The following is an 18,055-nucleotide window of genomic DNA, read 5'->3' as shown; positions in this document are numbered from 1 at the left end:
GACAGGCCTTCATGTGGGAAAAGTATGAAAGCTGTAGTCCTAGCAGCTGGAAAGGGTACCCGTCTGCGACCGCTGACTAAAGACAAACCAAAAGGATTGGTCGAAATAAATGATAAACCCATTATCACGCATTGCTTAGAACAACTCGCGAAACTCGGTGCAGAAGAATTTATCATAGTTGTTGGTTATCGCAAAGAAGACATTATCAGATACTATGACGACGAATTCAATGGGATACCCATTACCTACGCTCACCAGCGTGAACAGAAGGGACTTGCACACGCCCTTCTAACTGTCGAAGAACACATCGACGACGACTTCATGCTGATATTAGGGGATAACATATTCCGAGCGAATCTCGAGGACGTAGTTCGTCGTCAGCAAGAGGATCGCGCGGACGCTGCCTTCCTCACCGAAGAAGTACCATACGAAGATGCCAGCCGATTTGGAGTCTGTGATACCAACAGCTACGGCGAGATTACCGACGTCGTGGAGAAACCCGAAGATCCGCCATCGAACCTCGTCATGACCGGATTTTATACATTCACTCCGGCGATATTCCACGCCTGTCATCTTGTCCAGCCGTCGAACCGTGGTGAGTACGAAATTAGTGAAGCTATCGACCTGCTCATTCGAAGCGGTCGTACTATTGACGCAATTCGGATGGATGGGTGGCGCGTTGACGTTGGGTATCCAGAAGATCGTGACGAAGCTGAACAGAGACTTCAAGAAGAAAAAGAAGTAGTAGACTCGACTGCATAAGCGCGGCAAAAAAACTGTATAACAAATCCATCAGTATTCTCATCGAGTTCCAAGCTTCTAATCCAACACTGAGCGGCAAAGCATCTATGTCCTCGAATAATCAACTATTTTATCAGCCCAATGATTGTCAAAACCGATAGTCGCTGGTGCTACCGTTCGGCTAAAACCTCTCGATAAAGTTGATTCACCTGATCGAGCATCGTCTCTTCGTTGAATCGTTGTTGAACACGCTGATACGCATTCTCGCCGTATTCATGTAACAGTTCCTTATTATCTAATACTTCGTTGATTTCATTAGCCAGTGCGTCCGAATCACGTGGTACCGTTGTTCGTCCTGTCTCCCTGTCTTTGCTTACCCAGGGAACCCCCGTCCTGAGGTTCGTATTTATAATGGGAGTGCCATACGCCATCGCCTCCAACTGGACGATGCCGAATGCTTCGCTTGGCTCTACAGACGGAAGAACAAACAGATCTGCTGCTTCATAACAATGTGGGAGATGTTTGTCCGGAACGTATCCCAGGAAGTGAACCTTATTATCGACGCCACACGCAGCAGCTCTCTCTTGAAGCGATTCTCGTAGTTCACCATCTCCAGCGATCAGGAGGGTGGCGTCGATCTGGGTCATCGCATCGACTAAATATTCAACTCCTTTGTAGTAGATCAGACGTCCAACGAACAACAGAGTAGGACGATCCGGATCAACTGGCAATTCGGGCGGCTCTCCAGTTGGGTCTGAATAGTCATCGAGATTAATCGATAGCGGTACCACGGTGCATTTATGTTCGTACGGCGCGAGATGTTCGGAAGACTGGAGGAGGTTCGGTGAGGTTACCATGATTCGATCCGCCTTATCGAGGAATCGACGTAAGAACGGACGATAGAACTTTAACGCAGACTTCTGACGAATGATGTCACTGTGATACGTTACGACTATTTTTGCGTCCGTTTTCGGAGTGATAAAATGTGATCCTACACAGAGGGGATTTGGCAGATGATAGTGTATAATATCAGCATCCCTCTGCAGCCAAGCGAGCTGAGCGGGGAACGTCGGCGACGCCGACACGGATAACACTGTTCCAAAGCTGCTAGTTCGGCTTACAGGAACACCATTGACTATTGTCTGTTCTCCGATTCCCTCCGTTGCCGATGCCAGTACGCGCATGTCGTACAATGAGTTTAATCCTTCTGCAAGTTGCTGGACGACGCGTTCAACACCACCAACGTCCGGATAGTAAAATTTGCTTACCTGTAACACCTTCGGTGAACCGTCAGACATTATCGATCACCTCCCGATATGCTTCAACCGTCTCACGTGCTGTGCGGTCCCATGTGAATTCGGCGGCCCGAGAACTCCCTTGTCGAGCGAGTTTTTGGGAGACCGATTCGTCATTGATGGCTCGCTCAATGCACTCTGCAATCCTATCAGGATCATTCGGATCAGTTAACAGTGCAGCGTTCCCGGCCACTTCCGCCATCGCGCCCTGATTCGACGTAATGACTGGTGTTTCAACGTGCATTGCTTCGATAATCGGCAACCCGAATCCCTCGTAAAGCGATGGATATGCTAACGCTGCAGCATTGCGATATAGCCACGCCAATTTCTCGTCTGAGACGAACCCAAGCGCGCGGACGCCAGAAATGTCGGGAAGGTCATTCGATGCAAACACATCCCGATCTGGTCCGGCAAGGACGAGGTCGGCGGGGTTGCTTACATTCTCTCGATAGCATTGATAAGCTTGTATCAGCGTCTTCAAGTTTTTGCGAGGATTCGTCGCCCCGACAGAGAGGACAAATTGATCCTCTGTAAGGCCATCTATTGTTTCTCCTGGCTTAATTGGAGGCGTGACACCGTTGTATGTCACGAGCGTCTTGCCTGCAGCATGGGGAAAACACTCAACGATCTCATCACGGGCGAATTCAGAAACGGTGAGTAGCCGCTCCGACACTCGCACGGCAAGCGGTGTAAGAAACCGGTAGAGGGCAGCGTATCCTCGTGAAAACCATTCCGGATGGCTAACTGGTGAGATGTCGTGAATCGTCGTGACGAGTGATGTTCGTGCAGCTATTGGTGGCTGGCCCGCCGGTGTATGGAACACGTCAAGATCGTAGCGGTTGATAGCTCGCGGAAGTGTCGTTTGTTCCCAAATATGGGCACGATAACCGCTGTGAACGGGACTTACAACACCTGCATTAGTAATTGTCTGAAATCCTTTAAATGGCTCAGGAACAGATTGAGTGCCAAAAAGAATGTACTCGAAATCATCCTCTCGCTCAGCAAGAGCTTCAAGTAGTTTCTGTGTATAACGACTAACGCCAGTTGGATTTGGTTTTGTCAACACTCTCGCATTGATTCCGATCTTGGTCATTGGTTTTGTTGTTTGTGGTTATACGTTTATATGTGATTGATAAAATGTTTACAAAGGTTTGTCCCAACGATCCACTCGTTATGTTGAATCCCTGAGCGTATATCTACTGTGAGTTCATTCTCTTCCATCCTCAATCACTCGCTGAATCAGCCTAATAATTTCATCGAAATCCTTGTTCCAACGTTCTCATTGTCCTATCGCTACATCACACTATTTGAGAGCTATCTGAATACATATTTTAATATATTTGAATCACGGATCCCGAACGCTCGATTATCTATTATATTATATATCCCGCAGACGTTTTAATTATTGGTGACAACCAACGATAATTCGGATTTCAAGCGATGAATATAAACCTCCTCTAGCAGTAGGTGAAAATAGAGTAATCCAAATGCAGCTAACCAACAAACGAATCCTCGTAACCGGCGGCGCAGGTTTCATTGGTTCAAATCTTGCAAACCACCTTGCTGCGGAAAATGACGTCATTGTCGTCGATGATGGGTATCTCGGCACGCCCGAGAATCTTGACAATGCCGTCGAATTCCACAAAAAAAGCGTGCTCGATAAGGATCTTCCAACCGACGTTGATGTCGTCTTCCACCTCGCTGCACTCTCATCATACAAAATGCACGAGGAGAATCCGACGAAAGGTGCCCGAGTAAACGTCGAAGGCTTCGTTAATGCCGTTGAACAGGCACGCAACGATGGTTGTGATACAGTCGTGTACGCATCCACTTCCTCCATCTATGGGGACCGAACGGAGCCATCTCCAGTTTCGATGGACGTGACGGTTAACACGGGGTATGAAGCGTCGAAACTCGCGCGAGAAAAGTACGCAGAGTATTTCGCCAACCACTATGATATGAGCATGGCTGGGATGCGGTTCTTCTCGGTCTATCAAGGCTATGGTGGGGCAGAAGAACACAAAAAAGAGTACGCTAATGTCATCGCCCAATTTGCCGATGATATGGCGAAGGGTGAAGCACCCGTTCTGTTCGGAGACGGCACACAAACACGTGATTTCACCCACGTTGACGACATCGTTCGCGGGCTCGTCCTCGCAGCAGAAAACCAGTTAACAGGCGTCTATAACCTCGGTACCGGGGAGCAGATATCTTTCAACGAACTCGTCGAACTGCTAAACGATGAGCTCGGGACCGACATCGAACCGGAATATATTGAGAATCCGATTCCGGATTCGGTATATGTCCACGATACGATGGCAGACTATTCACAAATACACGCAGAAACCGGTTGGGAACCAAATACAGAATTATCCGATGGCCTTAAATTAGTTTGCGATCAGTATAAATAATATTTAGGTGGAAAGTGTGTTTTAGAGAACATACAACGCACAAGTTTTAATATTCCAATTTTTCCTAACATTCTTATTTAACCCAAAGTTGTAAAATGTATAAAATAATGAGAAATTAATCACTAATAGACAACTTCCAAATTCATTCCAGCAGTAATGTACTTTCGAAATGCCATAGATAATTTTTAGTAGGCTTGAAAGCCACTGCTAACAATGAAACGACCAAACCTGCTCTTACTCACTATAGATTGTCTACGTTACGACAGTTGCGGATTTAATGGATACGACCGGCCAACAACACCAAATATTGACCGGCTTGCGAATACCGCGACAATCTTCGATAATGCCTATGCCACGGGTCCATGGACAGCTGAATCGTTCCCCGGAATCCTATCTGGTCGACTATCGAGAGACACTGCCTACTACGAACAGACCTCATGGAAAGCCATTCCGAACGACGCACCTACGCTCGCGACATGGCTCCAATCTCACGAATACGATACACTGGCTCGAATATCCAATCCCCATCTATCACAGTATCGAAATTTTGATCGCGGATTCAATTCATTCGAAAATCTTCGTATTAACAGATTAGGCGAAAAATTTACCGCTGATAGAGCAGCAGGAGATTCACCCAGTTCGAAAGCCAAGATTATCTCATCGATTAGATCAACAATGCGTCGTCTCAAAGACTATGATATCCCCTTATCTCATACTGCACCCGTCGTAGCGTATCGATTAAATCAACTTTCGGGACAGTGGCCAACTATTGCAGCAGAAGATGTTATTGGAGAACTCATAGCTACCATAGACTCAACAGATCAACCTTTTTTTGCTTGGACTCACTTAATGGACCTTCATGCCCCTATTCATCCTGAGCGAGCTCGCGAGGGGGGTCTCCTCTCTTCAGATTCCACAATCCGCCAATTTGTATGGGATGCGAATCGACTCGTAAATGAGTATGAACCTCACTATCGGGATATGTATGATAGCACTTTAAGATATATCGACCACCAAATTGGTCAACTAATTGAATTTTTGAAAGCGAACAACAAGTGGGAGAATACAGTTATTATTTTGACAAGTGATCACGGCGAAGCTCTCTATGACCGCGGTATTTACGGGCATGCCGCAGGAAGAGACAAGTTCGAATTTGAGAGTGATCGCCATTATATGTATGACGAACTATTACATGTTCCACTTCTAGCAAAGTCACCACAAGATGATCCACAGCGTCTGAACCATCTGTTCTCACTTGGTTGGCTTCATGAGCTGATTGCAGAATTACTTGGTATAGAACAGGTAGAGATGCCGCTATCGTCAGATCGAGAGTCTCATTTCAATGAAGAATCAGGAGAAATCATACGGTCAGACGTGATCTCTGGAGAAAGTCAAACAATCGCAGTCCGAAATAACGAACAAAAGATAATAACACATCGAATAGAAAACGGAGCTATCAATATTGATGCGGCAAGGGTGTATGCTCCGGAATTCGACCGGCGAGAGCAACATCCACTTGAGGAGGAACCATCACCACAGCTTGCGGAGGCTATTGAACAAATAAATCTCCAAAAGGAATTACCCCAATTGAATGGAGAATTAAGTGCAGATACTGAGGAACTCCTCGAAGATCTCGGTTATCGATAACGTATTAAACAGCCAGAAATCCAGTCTGCATCACGTTTATTACTTATTCTACTACTTGTGAAATGACTTCCGTAGTTCTTTTAGCCACATTTTCCCACGTATATTTTCTTGCTGTTTCGAGACACGCTTTAGAATCTAAATTTTCTGCTTCACACACTCCCTGATGAAGGTTGTCGGTTACGACACCACAGTTTTGATCAATAATCTCGGATGCACCACAGTCATCAGTAGCTACGACTGGGGTTCCACATGCTAGTGATTCTAGAATTATATTTCCAAATGCCTCAAAATGAGCAGGATGGATAGTAATGACTGCGTCATTATACAATTGCGCTAACTCCTCCGGGGAGACTCGTCCCAATGCCTTTACATTTGGTTGGTTGATTTGCGATGGCCCAACAATCCAAACTTCATGTGGGGCATTTTTAGCATATTCAAGTACTCTCGAGATACCTTTTCGTTCTTCACTTCCGACAAAGAGGATATATTCATGCTGGTGATTTCTCTCTTCTCGTGGATAGAAAATACTTAGATCTACTCCGTTATGTATAACATTAGTTTCACAAGGTACATTGTAGTGATTCTCCCACGATCTACGGCAAAGATGACTTACGAAAATTGCTTGATCTGATACAGTAAGTGATCGTTGATCATTCCATCGCCGAGTTGGATCAACTAATTCATCAAGTATCTTATTGCTAAGATCTCGAGGAGGACGATATTTCCTTTCCTCGCGTTCACTATCGTGGTATTTAGTAATGGTCGGTATTTGTAGCGAGAATGGGATTGGAGTATGTAGCAAAGCGGCGTCGTAAGCAGAGGTGTCAAATTCAGTTAAAAAACGCCATAGAGCCACTGAGAACCGAATATGATATCCTTGGCGGCTTCCGAAAGGCACCGTGTGAATATTAGTATTATCTGGAACCAAATCAAAGGAGACTTTCTCACTCTCTGGACATTTCCCGGTGATCACCGTAATGTCGTGGCCCAATTCATTCACTTCTTCATAAAGGTATGAAAGATGATATGATATACCACCTAATACGTGTGGAGGGAATTCACGTGTTATTACGAGCAGATCCATACAGAGGGTAGAAACTTATTCCTTATTATCTTCCTGATTGAGCCCGATCATAATATAACCAATCTTGAAGTATATATATACTTTTAATAAAATTCTTAATTGAATGCAATAATAAAAGATTTTAATAACGACTGATATGAAGAACCATGTACAATATCTATAATATTACTTGAATATTGGATATTCATCGCTAAACAATTATATTCCTGGGTTACACAGAACGATTATACAATGCTTAGAAACCAAATTGATTCGGGTCGTGGGGCAGTAAAACAAAGGCTTAAGCGTTCATCTCGACTACGGAGTCTCGCTGAACCCTTTTATTATCGATATCAAGGCTATCAAGCCACCAAATCTCATCAGCATCCAGACAAAACATTCGGACGCTCTTCTACCGCTCCAGATCATATTCTGTGTATTGTTATTGACGCACTGCGACCAGATCATATCCCTGACCTCCCTCTTGAATTTACCAGCGCTATTTCTCCGGCTACATGGACCTTCCCTTCTGTAACAAGCTTGCAAACGGGTCTCTATCCACATGAACATGGATCAGTAGCTCACACTATGAATGAAGAGAAAAGGCACTTAGCAGTTCCAGAACAAACTGAAACTACACCTATTCTCCCTCAATATTTAGAAGCTGCAGGTTATGAAACATATGCTGGATGTGCCTTCATGATGCCATTCCTTGCACTACAAGGATGGTATCAATCTCATCGAGTCTATGGGGATGCCAGTGCAGAACAAGTACTATCGGATTACAAGAAATGGAGAACAGGGCGAAGGGAAACATTTTCATATTTACATCTGGGTGATCTTCATATTCCTGTCCAACCACCGACGAGATATATTGATGAGAGGGACATAAACATGGATATAGAGGATATCCAAGGCTTTGGGGGGTATGATGGTACAGGTGAACGTGAGGAAGACTTCCAGGAATTCCGTACTCAGAGACTTCGTCTCTCACAAGCCGCACTCGATTACGTGAGTGATCAAATTCGAGAAATTCTCTCTACGTTCCCGAATACCACTGTTGTTCTCACCGGTGACCATGGAGAAGCATTTTGGGAACACTGTGAAATTGATCTTGATTTTGCGGGTTCACAACCGAATTATGGAGTTGGACATGGTGGAACACCATTTGATATGGTTGCACGAGTTCCACTTGGAACGAATACCTCTCGATTGCTTCCACATGGTGGATGGCCAAGTCTTCGGGATATCCCACATACTATTTTAGCAGATGTTTTGTCGTCGTATCCAAAGGACATACCGGGGCGAAATTGGAGTGAAAAAATCCCACAAAATAGGGCTGTTCTTTGCGAAGGAGTACGTTATGGGGCTGAAAGAAAAGCTGTTTATTCGGACAGGCAAAAATTGATCCGATCTGCTGAAAATGATACAACTCTAACCGCAACTATTGACCCCGATTTACCAGGAGATACCTTTGTGCCAATAAATCCAGAGGAGATAAGGGAATTAGAAAAAAGCATTCCCGATTCATGGGATTCAAAAAAAGGTACAAATGCGAGTGAGATGGTAAAAGACCAATTAGAAGCACTTGGCTATACGTGATTTAGGGAAATTTGAACAGAGCATAGCTATTCACGATGCTTTAACATTACTGAAGTACTCATGGATTCTACAGTTTATCGACTTTCAAAACAGACCAGTTGATACAACCATTAATTTTTTTACTTTATCTTTGATCAGTCTGCTGCACTTTGTCCGATAGTTTGGTTGAGTAGCCTAACATGCTACATCCAGTATCGAAGTTTCTGACTACTCTCTGATCTAGAGTGTATTATTCGTCTTGCAGAAATATTCTACGTAACATCGATTCACTTAGCTTTCTAAGAGTTTACAAAAGATAGTTCCTATTATCTAGTAACAAGATCAGATGACTCAACGGCATTAGTTATATATGTCGTAGCAGTATTATATGCGGATTCAAGTTCGGATTGCTCTATTAACCCTAATGGTATTAAAATCGATATGAACAGAAGAAATCCGCTTGATGAAATAACTAATATCTTGTAGAAAGGGGAAAGCTGAATAACCGAGTTGAGCCCACCAAGTAACAGCGAGAACAATGAGAATGCTATAATAAGTTTGGGTACTAATTTACGATCAGTGAGCTTCATGTCTGTAAAGTAAAATATTGTTGTATTCGATGCGAATATAACTAAGTAAGAGATTGAAGTCCCGATTGCAGCTCCTGTTGCACCATACTCTGGTATCAGAAGAACATTAAGGACTATATTAACAGTCAGTGCAAGCACGGAACCAATCTGAGAGTGTTTAATCCATCCTGTAGCCTGGAGTGCAGGTGAGATTACTCTTGTTATTCCCAACAAAATTGTTCCCAATAATAGTATTCTCATTGGCATTGAAGCAGACACGTAGTTTGGACCAAAATAGAGGTGTAGGAAATCACTACTAAGATAAAATATCCCCATTCCAGTAAGGAAGACAAAAATTGAAACATATCTAATAGATTTTGTTAAAGAATTATTTATTTTTCTTATATTATTAGACGAATAGTTAAATGAAACATTTTGTAACAAAACCATTTGTATTGCAGACGGGATTACCCATACTAACTCGGCAGAAAGAAGGGCAGATTTATAAATAGCAACTGACTCGGAATTTGTAAAAGTACCCATTAATATAATGTCAGTTTTGTATAGAAGCATAGCTGCGATACCACCCACAGCTTGGAGAGAACCATATCTTAAAAGCTTGTCAATGTGCTGTTTGTTGAATTTAATGTTAACCGAAGAGATCCCCCCGCGTTTATGAGAAAGTGACATTCCATACAAAGAAGCAATAAAGAATGAAAAAGTAAATCCCACTAATGCCCCTGTACTGCCCCCAACAATAGCTCCTATGACCGTAAAAATAAGATACAATGTATTCCGCACGATCTCAATTTTAGTCGATATCTGTTCTTGCTGAATCCCATGAAATAGTGATCTCGATATTTGATATGCATTCCCGGATATGACACCAAATATGATAATAAACGCTATACTGGTAGCAGGTGCCCCAATATCCGCGCCTGTGTACAACATAACAATTATTCCAATTGCTGACACAACTACGCCGCTAATTGTTGTGAAAATAAGGCCGATTGAGAAATAGTCACTTATTGTGTCTATATCATCGGTTTCTGCTATATGCTTTCGCAATGAATCAAAAAAACCCACCATGCTCATTAAACGAATTATCCCAAATACTGCGACAACAAAAGTGAAGACGCCAAAAGCAGACTGACCCAAGGTTCGGGTAAGTAGTGGAGTAACAATAAAACCAGATCCCAACAATACAAGCTTTGAGATAATTACGAAACCAGCAGACTCAATAAGAGTGTTTCGCTTAGACTTAGTCATCTAATCACTCATCTACCGGGAGTCTTATTAACTTCTGCGTTTTCATAGCACATACGAATGGGCAAAAAATTTGTAATAACTGGGTTCTATGGAGCTGGAAACACAGGAGACGAAGCAATTCTTCAATCTATAATTAATATTTTAAAAAAGAACTACGATGATTGTGAGATTACTACTCTCACATATAGTCCTGAAGAAACCGCTGAAAAATATGGTGTGACTACGATCTGGCGGCCAAATATTGGAAGAGAAATTTTCAATATCAACTGGAAATCAATGATATTCGCGGTTAAAGAGGCAGATGCTGTCATTATTGGAGGAGGAGGGTTGTTCCAAGATAACCACTCCTTTTTGACCGTCCCTCGATATCTACAAACTGCTTTTTTGGCTCAGATGTTGAATACTCCAACGGTAATATTTTCGATCGGCGCGGGCCCTATTAAAAGCCGCGTAGTGAAAAGACAAATTAAATCGGTAGTGGGGCGTTCTAATAATATAACTACCAGGGATGAGTATTCAAAAGAAGTTTTACAAGATGCAGGTATTGAATCTACCATTAAGATCTCTGCAGATCCAGTATTTTCCTTATCGAAAGACAAGAGAGGCCATCAAATCATAGATGATTTAGTTGATTCTAATCAGACTAAGCGTCTTGGAGTCTCATTGCGAGATTACGAATTAGAAGATGGTGACAAAGAAGAACTTGCTTCATTTTTAGACGCTCTCTCATCCGATTATGAGATCATTTTTATTCCGTTTGGGGAAGGTGGTAGTGAGGAAGTAACAGATCGTGAAGTATCGGAACAAGTCAATTCAATGATGGAATCTGATGCACACACAATAGATAAAATACATGATCCGAAGGTAATCATGGGTATGATCGATAGTATGGATTTTGTAATTGGAATGCGCTTGCATAGTGTGATTATGGCAGCTACTGCGAATAAATCCGTTCTTGGGATATCGTATAAACCAAAGGTGGAATCTGTATTGAAGCGTCTTGGTTATAAACACAATATGTATCTCACCACTGATGCTGGGCTAAACTACGATGATTTATCAATTGCCTACGATAATATAATTGAAAATGAGCAAGTATTACAAGAATATGTAAAGATGTCTGTGAAACTTTTCCAAGAGGGAGTACAACAATCACTTGTCGACATTAAACACCAAGACATCGAAACTACTGGAAAAATTGCTGCTGGAATAGAGTTTCTAGTAACAACAACCGCTTTGGGGATTTTAGAATTAAAGAGAACAAGATTCTAAAAACATAATGCATAATATCTAAAGATTTTTCATCAGTACATCACTCTTTATATCCTAATGCTTCAAGCCTTTGGTTAACACTATTATTATCATCCGATCCACCCTGATTTGAGACAGAGGCGTGTTCTGGTCGATCCCTTTTGATTTTTCTTCTTGTCTTAAATGGCATTTCTAACCAGGGAACCTTTACCAATGGCTGAGCAGTTGAAAAGTCTGGATGTCCGTATCGTGGCTTTTCTGGGAAATTTATCCGGTGAGGTTTTTCTCCTAATAGGTTTCCATGATCTGAGGTGACTACCGTTTTCCCCTCAATTTCGTCTGCTAATTTCCTTACGTGTGGTAATACCTCTTCTAAGCTTTCTCTATATGCTTTAGAAACTGTTTCAATAGAAATACTATTGTTTTGAAGAGCTTCCCAAACGTGCAGAGATTCAGTTGAGTTGGCTGATTCACCCAGCGCACTCTTTCTGGATCCCACATTCCCATTAAACGCAGAGAATTTGTCCTCTGCGGTCGGGCCTAAAAATGGATGATGAGGTTGCATAAAGTGAACTACTAGTCTTTTATCCTTATTTTTCTGGTATTCTTCAAGGGCAAAGTCAACCATTGTTTGAGGAAGAACTGTACCAATATCATCATTCCATCCATTCTTCCACACATTAACTAACTTGTAAAATGATTTCGAGGCATGAATGCTGACATAGGGATTTGAATTTATATAACAGGTATCATAGAACTCATTCCCTGTGAAATTGTTACGAACGAATTCCTGTGTAGCAGATCCTTTCGAGCGTTTTGATTGTAGATCTCCTTCTAAATTTGAAACGCTTTTAAAGAGATCGTACCGACAAGCATCTAGAATTATCAAATTGTCCCAGTCTTCAGACATTACCTCACATCCAAGGACCCTATTCTGTAACGTGCCGGATTGCTTCCTAAGCTCTTTAGCGATTTTCTTAGGGCTTTCTATTCCGGAGAGTATCTGACTGATAGTATACATCCAATATCTAAACTCCTAACTTGGAATAGTCACGGCTTATTTTTAAGCTTGTCCATGAATTAATGACGCTTTATGCCAGGATTGTCTTCATAATAAAGATAGCCGCTTGGTACTGCCATGTAAGAAATTTGTAGACCCAAAATGCATAGTGGTCAGAATATGAAGATCATAATTGGTCAAGTGTTCAATACATTGGGTCATCTCTTCAATCCACAATCTACTTTAGAGATGAGATTCGCATATCTTTTATGCGCATCTTATTAGCAACACCGGATTATCCACCACCACCGGGTGGCATCCAAACAGTCGTAACTAATATTGAAACAGGCCTTCGAGAGCAAGGCCATGAAGTTGATATACTACAATTGGATCCGAGTAATCGGAGTTGGGCAGATGTACGGATCCCAAAACCCGAATTGATCTATAGCTTGCTCAGTCGAGATAGTTTATTTTTCACAAAGGAATATAAAAGAAGTATGATAAAAATAGAGGAGTTTGAACCAGATATCGTTCATTGCCTTCATATAAAAAATCTCCCAACATTAGTTGCTGCAGCAGAATTGGATATACCGACGGTAACATCGATCCACGCATTAGAATTGGAAAATAGGCCACTTGCAAACAAAGCCTATGAATATACTTCTTTAGTGCATTCTGTAAGTGAGTTCACCATAGATCTTTCAGAGCTCTCCTCTCAACAAGATGTATATAAAGCACCACCCTCTATCGATGTTAGTTCTTATGCGAACAAAATCGAATCAACACCTGACGACTCACTATCGTTAATCTCAATTGCTCGTATGGTCGACCGTAAAAACTTGGAAACAGTAGTGAGGTCGGTACAAACTGAGCGCGAACGAGGATTGGATTGTACATTAACGATTATTGGAGACGGCCCTAATCGCACAACAATAGAGAAGATGACCAAAGACCTCCCATATATTGACGTTTTAGGGTGGGTCAGTGAAGAGGAGAAAAAAAGAAGTCTAAGTGAATCTGACGTTTTTATCCTTACTCCTCTGAAAAATGGATATGATGTTGAAGGATTTGGTATTGTCTATATCGAAGCTCAAGCAAGTGGCACTCCTGTTATTGGATCAAATAATGGAGGAATACCAGAAGCCATTGGGGATAGCGGTATTCTAATTGACGACCCTCGATCTTCTCAAGAATTGAGTTCGGCTATCAATCAAATTAGTAATATTGATACAAGAGAAAAATATGCTAAAAATGCTGAGGCACGTGTTTCAGAATTTGATATTCCAACGGTAGCTAACACACACATAAGGAAATATCAAGAAATCATATAATTTCAATATTTAGTATCGAGCCCGAATACATCGAAAACCCAATTCCGGATTCGGTGTATGTCCATGATACGATGGCGAATTACTCCAAAATACATGCAGAGACTGGTTGGGAGCCGAAAATAGCACTCCGTGAAGGATTGAAATCCGTTTGCAAACAGTATCAGTGAACTACCCCACCCTACTGCGCTACTCGGCCTCCGACCTGTGTTGCTCCTTGAGGACGGGGCATTAGTGCCTGAAATTCAGGTGACAAATAAATTGGATCATCGGTAATAGCTTGGATTACACGACCTTTTTCACCAAGAGTAGCGCTCCCTAATGACACAATCCGTGGCTTCCAGTATAGAAGACCCATGAAGAGGATGTTGTATTTGTTCCCTTGGGTGGTCAGCTTCTGTTCACTAACCCTCACACACGCGTAGTCATAAGAGTATTCAACACACAACAATGTGGAGTATTCAAATGCGACTACTTTGCTGTACCCGACTCATCAAGTGCGTCGCTGACAACAGAGAGGATAGTTCAGTTAGATAGTGAACTCTTTTACGTCATTGAAGCAGGAAGCCCCATCCTCAACGCGCGAAGCGCGTAGGGTGGGGTAGTTCACAGTACTAGCGAAAGAACCGCGAGCACAAGGAATGCAATCACCAGCCATTTCGCTGCACGCATTGACAATCCAGCGACTCCCCGTTGGCCGAATAATCCGGCGATGATTGCAAGGACGAAGAACGCAACTGCCAATTCTAGCAATGCCATACTGTACTAAATAGTTTCAATATATAAAATTACAGTGGCCAAAATATATCAGATGACCTCAGTATTATCGAATCGTTGAATACGTGAGAAACTAACGGTTAGACCACCGAGAGCGTAACAGTTGTCCGGTCGGTGTTTCCTTGTAAGTCTGTAACCGGTGGAGCGCTACGACCGAAGGATCATTCACAAACTCAGTTGCACTCATAGGTCCAACGTGTCCCGAGTGTGGCGACCACGACGCGACGGTTCGCCATGAGGATACGCTGACGTGTCCGTGCGGTTTCGAGGGGCACGCCGACCTCACGGCGTCAGAGACGTTCCTTCAAGAAAACAGCGATTGCGAAATCAGGCCGATGGCACGGCCCGTGCGATTCGAGTGGGACGATCACGACTGGTCGGGGAAACCACACCCTCACGAAAGTCCCAAAGAAGTGCGCACAAACCCGAAAGTTGCCTCCGTGGGTCGGTAGCCGAACCCCCAACGTGAGGAATCCTCGCGCTTCAGCGCGGGGAGGATGTCAAGTTGTTGCTCCCTCGAAAACAACATAGCCAACCGCTTCTGTAGTATGTGCTGTTTCAGTGTCAGCACTTTGTTCTTCTTCAACTCTAACTTCAACACCGGTTCCAGACAGATTTCGGTAGCGCAAGTTTGCCGGATCAAGGCCGTTGAAGGTTTGTAAACCAGCTACAAAGCGAGGTGTTTCGTATTCTTGCTGGAAATCAATTTGAGTCCACTGATCGGTCACTGTTTGATCGGTTCGCCGTACCTCGAATGATTGGGTATTGATCTGCCCTGTCGCTTGTTGGAGTCCGATATAGCCAACGGTCTCGGTAGTGTGTGAACCATTTGCTTCCTCTTCTTGAACTCGCACTCGGAATGAAGTATTTGAGACGTTCGTTACTCGGGTAACGATTGGATCAGGTCCGTTGTACGTCTGAGATTGCGCTAGGATCACCGGTCTTTCTGTCTCGAAAAAGTTCCCCATTGAAACAGTACTGAATTCATCAGTTACAGATGCTTCACCAGCTTTTACCCGATAGCGTGTTCCATCACTAAGATTGAATTCACGCTCACTTGGCTCCATACTGAGTGAATGAAGAATGTGGAACGTCTCTGTAGTATGAGAGCCGTCAAGATACGCCCATTCTTCAAGCATATATTCAAAGCCAGCGTTGGCATCGTTTCGTAAACGAACGTGCACAGGCTGGCCACCATTATGCGAAAGTGGTTTTGCAATGGTAACGCCCGTTTGGTCATCTGATTCAGCTTGTTGCCACTGCCCACGGGTTGCCTGATTGGTCGAGATAGTATTCGTCGAGAAAATACTGCTAGCGTCCGGGTCGTAAACGTCTCCATCGACGATCCAGGTTGCTGGCCCGTCTGCTTCAGTCGCTTCAATACCACCAGTGACATAGAATGCATATACTTTCCCAGCAGGCACAGTTCCAGTGGCTTGTGTTGAATCCGATAGCCGGCTTGGCTGTCCGTTTGGCCCCCAGTCCATCGTTATCGATGCGCCATCATTCCCTGCAGGAAGAACAGCCTCACCAGCTGTAATCTGATATGACGTGGGTGAGCTATAGCCCGTGTTATCGATACGGACAAGTTGTGACGGTTGCATCGGGATTTCACCGACTGGTGGAGGACTTCGAAGTGGTGGAGCTCTTCTCGGTGATTTTGGACTACCGTTAAGAGTCATTCGTTCGCTAATGTAGGATGAATTGGTTTGCGCACCACTGCCACCTAAGACACCAGAAACACTTCCCCAAGTGTCCGGCTCCTGACCAATGAAAATCGCATACTCCGAATTATGATCGTTGGTGACGTGAACATCCTCAAGCTGGAGATACTCAAGATTAGCCGGCGTACCGTCGCCCATCCATCCATCATACGTATAGATTGCATCGTGATTCTTTCTAGATTCGTAACTGATCCGGACTCGTTGAACTTCGATGCGCTGGCATGGGACGGATGCTGTAATGGCTCCGCCACAGCTGCTATCTAAATAGCGATGGTAGAAGTCACAATCAGCAATGGTGAGTGTTCCATCATAGCTGTTAATACCCGCTGATGAATTCGATGGATTGACAGCTTCAACGCTTACTCCCCGTTGGAGTGAGCCACCTGACCACGCCGACACTGGATGTTGGTTATCTTTAATTGAGACGCAGTTACGAACTTCTGTGTTGCCACCAAGTCGCAGACCGTTTTGCGAGTTACGGAAGTAACAATTCAATATTTTGAATTTCCCTTCCGGCTTCTTTGCGTAAATCGTGTTTTCACCCCACTGATGGAACCAACACCGATTGAATGTGAGTGCACCCTTCGCCGATTCAATTAGTATCGCTCGGCGATTGCTTGCTTCAGTTGGCGCACAGGAACCTGCATGAAAGTAGCAGTCTTGGAGGAGACCTCGTGTGCCTGCGGCTGCTGACAACCGGAAGTAGGTTCGTGCCTCACCCGAGTTATTCGATCCGACATTAGTGTCTGTTGCTGCCCGAACTCTCCCACGAGTAATGAGACGTCGAAGTTCCCAATTTCCAGCATCGCTATTCATTCGTATGAATGGCGGAAGCGTTATTCCTCGCATATCGAGTTCGAATCCGTCTAACGTGAATCCGTTCGAATATACGTCGATCCACCGAACATTGTCTCCAGATTGCCCAGGAACAAGACGTGCACCATCTGGTGCTATGAGTTCAAAATCACCAACTCCCGATGGAACGACAAGTTCGTTCAGTTTGTATGTACCCGGTGGAAACACGATCGTCGTCTCGGCTCCAATGAGAGGAGTAAGAATAGGATCAATGGCAGAGCCTCCAGTGTTGCTCGCCCCTTGATCAACGATATTGAATGTCGGCATTCAAACCCCTCCGTTTAGTAAATTTATTATATTTATTTTCCCTCTACCAATATCTGTGACCACCGCTTTTTGATTAACCGTGTTTCGAGAGAGGTTCGATAGTGATCTTCCGTTATGGCGAACCAAACGACGGATATTCTGTGAAATTGCTACTGTGTCAGCAGTCTTCGCCGCGATTTCAGTTGTTTCTCTTTGATCCATACCATATGGTAACTACTGAATAAACATTGTTATACAGTTCCTGAAGTTAGTATTTTATTCGTAACGAGAGAATAAC

General features: G+C 43.6%; 13 protein-coding genes and 2 pseudogenes. 8 read left to right on the top strand and 7 right to left on the bottom strand.

The window, feature by feature from the left end; genetic code table 11:
- Positions 1-24: 24 nt before the first annotated feature.
- Positions 25-762 carry a UTP--glucose-1-phosphate uridylyltransferase AglF gene (gene aglF / locus BW974_RS16745; protein WP_076431397.1) on the top strand — a complete coding sequence of 246 codons (738 nt, stop codon included), beginning with the start codon at positions 25-27 and terminating at the stop codon, positions 760-762.
- A 149-nt stretch (positions 763-911) separates the two neighbouring features.
- On the opposite strand, the gene BW974_RS16740 is transcribed toward aglF, so the two are convergent.
- Both BW974_RS16740 and BW974_RS16735 read right to left on the bottom strand, forming a co-directional pair.
- Complete coding sequence (locus BW974_RS16740) at positions 912-2,039, bottom strand: glycosyltransferase (protein WP_076431396.1); 1,128 nt, start codon at positions 2,037-2,039, stop codon at positions 912-914.
- Complete coding sequence (locus tag BW974_RS16735) at positions 2,032-3,129, bottom strand: glycosyltransferase family 4 protein (RefSeq protein WP_076431395.1); 1,098 nt, start codon at positions 3,127-3,129, stop codon at positions 2,032-2,034. The genes BW974_RS16740 and BW974_RS16735 overlap by 8 nt, the downstream gene beginning before the upstream one ends.
- A 394-nt stretch (positions 3,130-3,523) precedes the next feature.
- Between BW974_RS16735 and BW974_RS16730 the strand changes: the two genes are divergently transcribed.
- A complete protein-coding gene (locus BW974_RS16730; RefSeq protein WP_076431394.1) occupies positions 3,524-4,447 on the top strand; it encodes an NAD-dependent epimerase/dehydratase family protein in 924 nt (307 codons plus the stop codon).
- A gap of 213 nt (positions 4,448-4,660) precedes the next feature.
- Positions 4,661-6,094, top strand: coding sequence for a sulfatase (locus BW974_RS16725; RefSeq protein ID WP_076431393.1), 1,434 nt, complete (start codon positions 4,661-4,663; stop codon positions 6,092-6,094).
- A 43-nt stretch (positions 6,095-6,137) separates the two neighbouring features.
- Here the strand turns inward: BW974_RS16725 and BW974_RS16720 are convergent, their stop codons facing one another.
- Complete coding sequence (locus BW974_RS16720) at positions 6,138-7,178, bottom strand: glycosyltransferase family 4 protein (RefSeq protein ID WP_076431392.1); 1,041 nt, start codon at positions 7,176-7,178, stop codon at positions 6,138-6,140.
- Between the two features lie 231 nt (positions 7,179-7,409).
- Between BW974_RS16720 and BW974_RS16715 the strand changes: the two genes are divergently transcribed.
- Positions 7,410-8,759 carry a sulfatase-like hydrolase/transferase gene (locus tag BW974_RS16715; RefSeq protein ID WP_076431391.1) on the top strand — a complete coding sequence of 450 codons (1,350 nt, stop codon included), beginning with the start codon at positions 7,410-7,412 and terminating at the stop codon, positions 8,757-8,759.
- Positions 8,760-9,064: 305 nt separating this feature from the next.
- Here the strand turns inward: BW974_RS16715 and BW974_RS16710 are convergent, their stop codons facing one another.
- A complete protein-coding gene (locus BW974_RS16710) occupies positions 9,065-10,576 on the bottom strand; it encodes a flippase (protein ID WP_076431390.1) in 1,512 nt (503 codons plus the stop codon).
- 57 nt (positions 10,577-10,633) lie between these two features.
- Here BW974_RS16710 and csaB point away from each other — a divergent pair, with 57 nt between their 5' ends.
- Positions 10,634-11,848: a polysaccharide pyruvyl transferase CsaB gene (gene csaB / locus BW974_RS16705; protein WP_076431389.1), complete on the top strand. Its 1,215-nt coding sequence runs from the start codon at positions 10,634-10,636 to the stop codon at positions 11,846-11,848.
- 40 nt (positions 11,849-11,888) lie between these two features.
- Here the strand turns inward: csaB and BW974_RS24820 are convergent, their stop codons facing one another.
- Positions 11,889-12,737: a sulfatase-like hydrolase/transferase gene (locus BW974_RS24820; RefSeq protein ID WP_076431619.1), complete on the bottom strand. Its 849-nt coding sequence runs from the start codon at positions 12,735-12,737 to the stop codon at positions 11,889-11,891.
- A 359-nt stretch (positions 12,738-13,096) separates the two neighbouring features.
- Between BW974_RS24820 and BW974_RS16695 the strand changes: the two genes are divergently transcribed.
- Together BW974_RS16695 and BW974_RS27225 are read left to right on the top strand one after the other, a co-directional pair.
- Positions 13,097-14,158, top strand: coding sequence for a glycosyltransferase family 4 protein (locus BW974_RS16695; RefSeq protein ID WP_076431388.1), 1,062 nt, complete (start codon positions 13,097-13,099; stop codon positions 14,156-14,158).
- Between the two features lie 14 nt (positions 14,159-14,172).
- Positions 14,173-14,325, top strand: a pseudogene (locus tag BW974_RS27225) (NAD-dependent epimerase/dehydratase family protein); the annotation flags it as partial.
- A 436-nt stretch (positions 14,326-14,761) separates the two neighbouring features.
- Here BW974_RS27225 and BW974_RS16690 read toward each other — a convergent pair.
- Positions 14,762-14,908: a DUF1328 family protein gene (locus tag BW974_RS16690; protein WP_076431618.1), complete on the bottom strand. Its 147-nt coding sequence runs from the start codon at positions 14,906-14,908 to the stop codon at positions 14,762-14,764.
- Between the two features lie 212 nt (positions 14,909-15,120).
- Here BW974_RS16690 and BW974_RS16685 point away from each other — a divergent pair.
- Positions 15,121-15,384 (top strand): annotated as a pseudogene (locus BW974_RS16685) (IS200/IS605 family transposon protein TnpB); the annotation flags it as partial.
- 48 nt (positions 15,385-15,432) lie between these two features.
- On the opposite strand, the gene BW974_RS16680 reads toward BW974_RS16685, so the two are convergent.
- Positions 15,433-17,778, bottom strand: a complete 2,346-nt coding sequence (locus BW974_RS16680) for a hypothetical protein (RefSeq protein WP_076431387.1) — start codon at positions 17,776-17,778, stop codon at positions 15,433-15,435.
- Positions 17,779-18,055 lie beyond the last annotated feature (277 nt).

It is taken from the genome of Haladaptatus litoreus, assembly GCF_900156425.1.
Lineage (GTDB): Archaea > Halobacteriota > Halobacteria > Halobacteriales > Haladaptataceae > Haladaptatus > Haladaptatus litoreus.
This window is presented reverse-complemented; position numbering and strand designations above follow the sequence as displayed.

What these genes read in the sequence shown, in the direction of transcription:
- aglF (WP_076431397.1), top strand. Translation starts at nt 25, where the DNA reads ATGAAAGCTGTAGTCCTAGCAGCTGGAAAGGGTACCCGTCTGCGACCG.
- BW974_RS16740 (WP_076431396.1), bottom strand. Translation starts at nt 2,039, where the DNA reads ATGTCTGACGGTTCACCGAAGGTGTTACAGGTAAGCAAATTTTACTAT.
- BW974_RS16735 (WP_076431395.1), bottom strand. Translation starts at nt 3,129, where the DNA reads ATGACCAAGATCGGAATCAATGCGAGAGTGTTGACAAAACCAAATCCA.
- BW974_RS16730 (WP_076431394.1), top strand. Translation starts at nt 3,524, where the DNA reads ATGCAGCTAACCAACAAACGAATCCTCGTAACCGGCGGCGCAGGTTTC.
- BW974_RS16725 (WP_076431393.1), top strand. Translation starts at nt 4,661, where the DNA reads ATGAAACGACCAAACCTGCTCTTACTCACTATAGATTGTCTACGTTAC.
- BW974_RS16720 (WP_076431392.1), bottom strand. Translation starts at nt 7,178, where the DNA reads ATGGATCTGCTCGTAATAACACGTGAATTCCCTCCACACGTATTAGGT.
- BW974_RS16715 (WP_076431391.1), top strand. Translation starts at nt 7,410, where the DNA reads ATGCTTAGAAACCAAATTGATTCGGGTCGTGGGGCAGTAAAACAAAGG.
- BW974_RS16710 (WP_076431390.1), bottom strand. Translation starts at nt 10,576, where the DNA reads ATGACTAAGTCTAAGCGAAACACTCTTATTGAGTCTGCTGGTTTCGTA.
- csaB (WP_076431389.1), top strand. Translation starts at nt 10,634, where the DNA reads ATGGGCAAAAAATTTGTAATAACTGGGTTCTATGGAGCTGGAAACACA.
- BW974_RS24820 (WP_076431619.1), bottom strand. Translation starts at nt 12,737, where the DNA reads ATGTCTGAAGACTGGGACAATTTGATAATTCTAGATGCTTGTCGGTAC.
- BW974_RS16695 (WP_076431388.1), top strand. Translation starts at nt 13,097, where the DNA reads ATGCGCATCTTATTAGCAACACCGGATTATCCACCACCACCGGGTGGC.
- BW974_RS16680 (WP_076431387.1), bottom strand. Translation starts at nt 17,778, where the DNA reads ATGCCGACATTCAATATCGTTGATCAAGGGGCGAGCAACACTGGAGGC.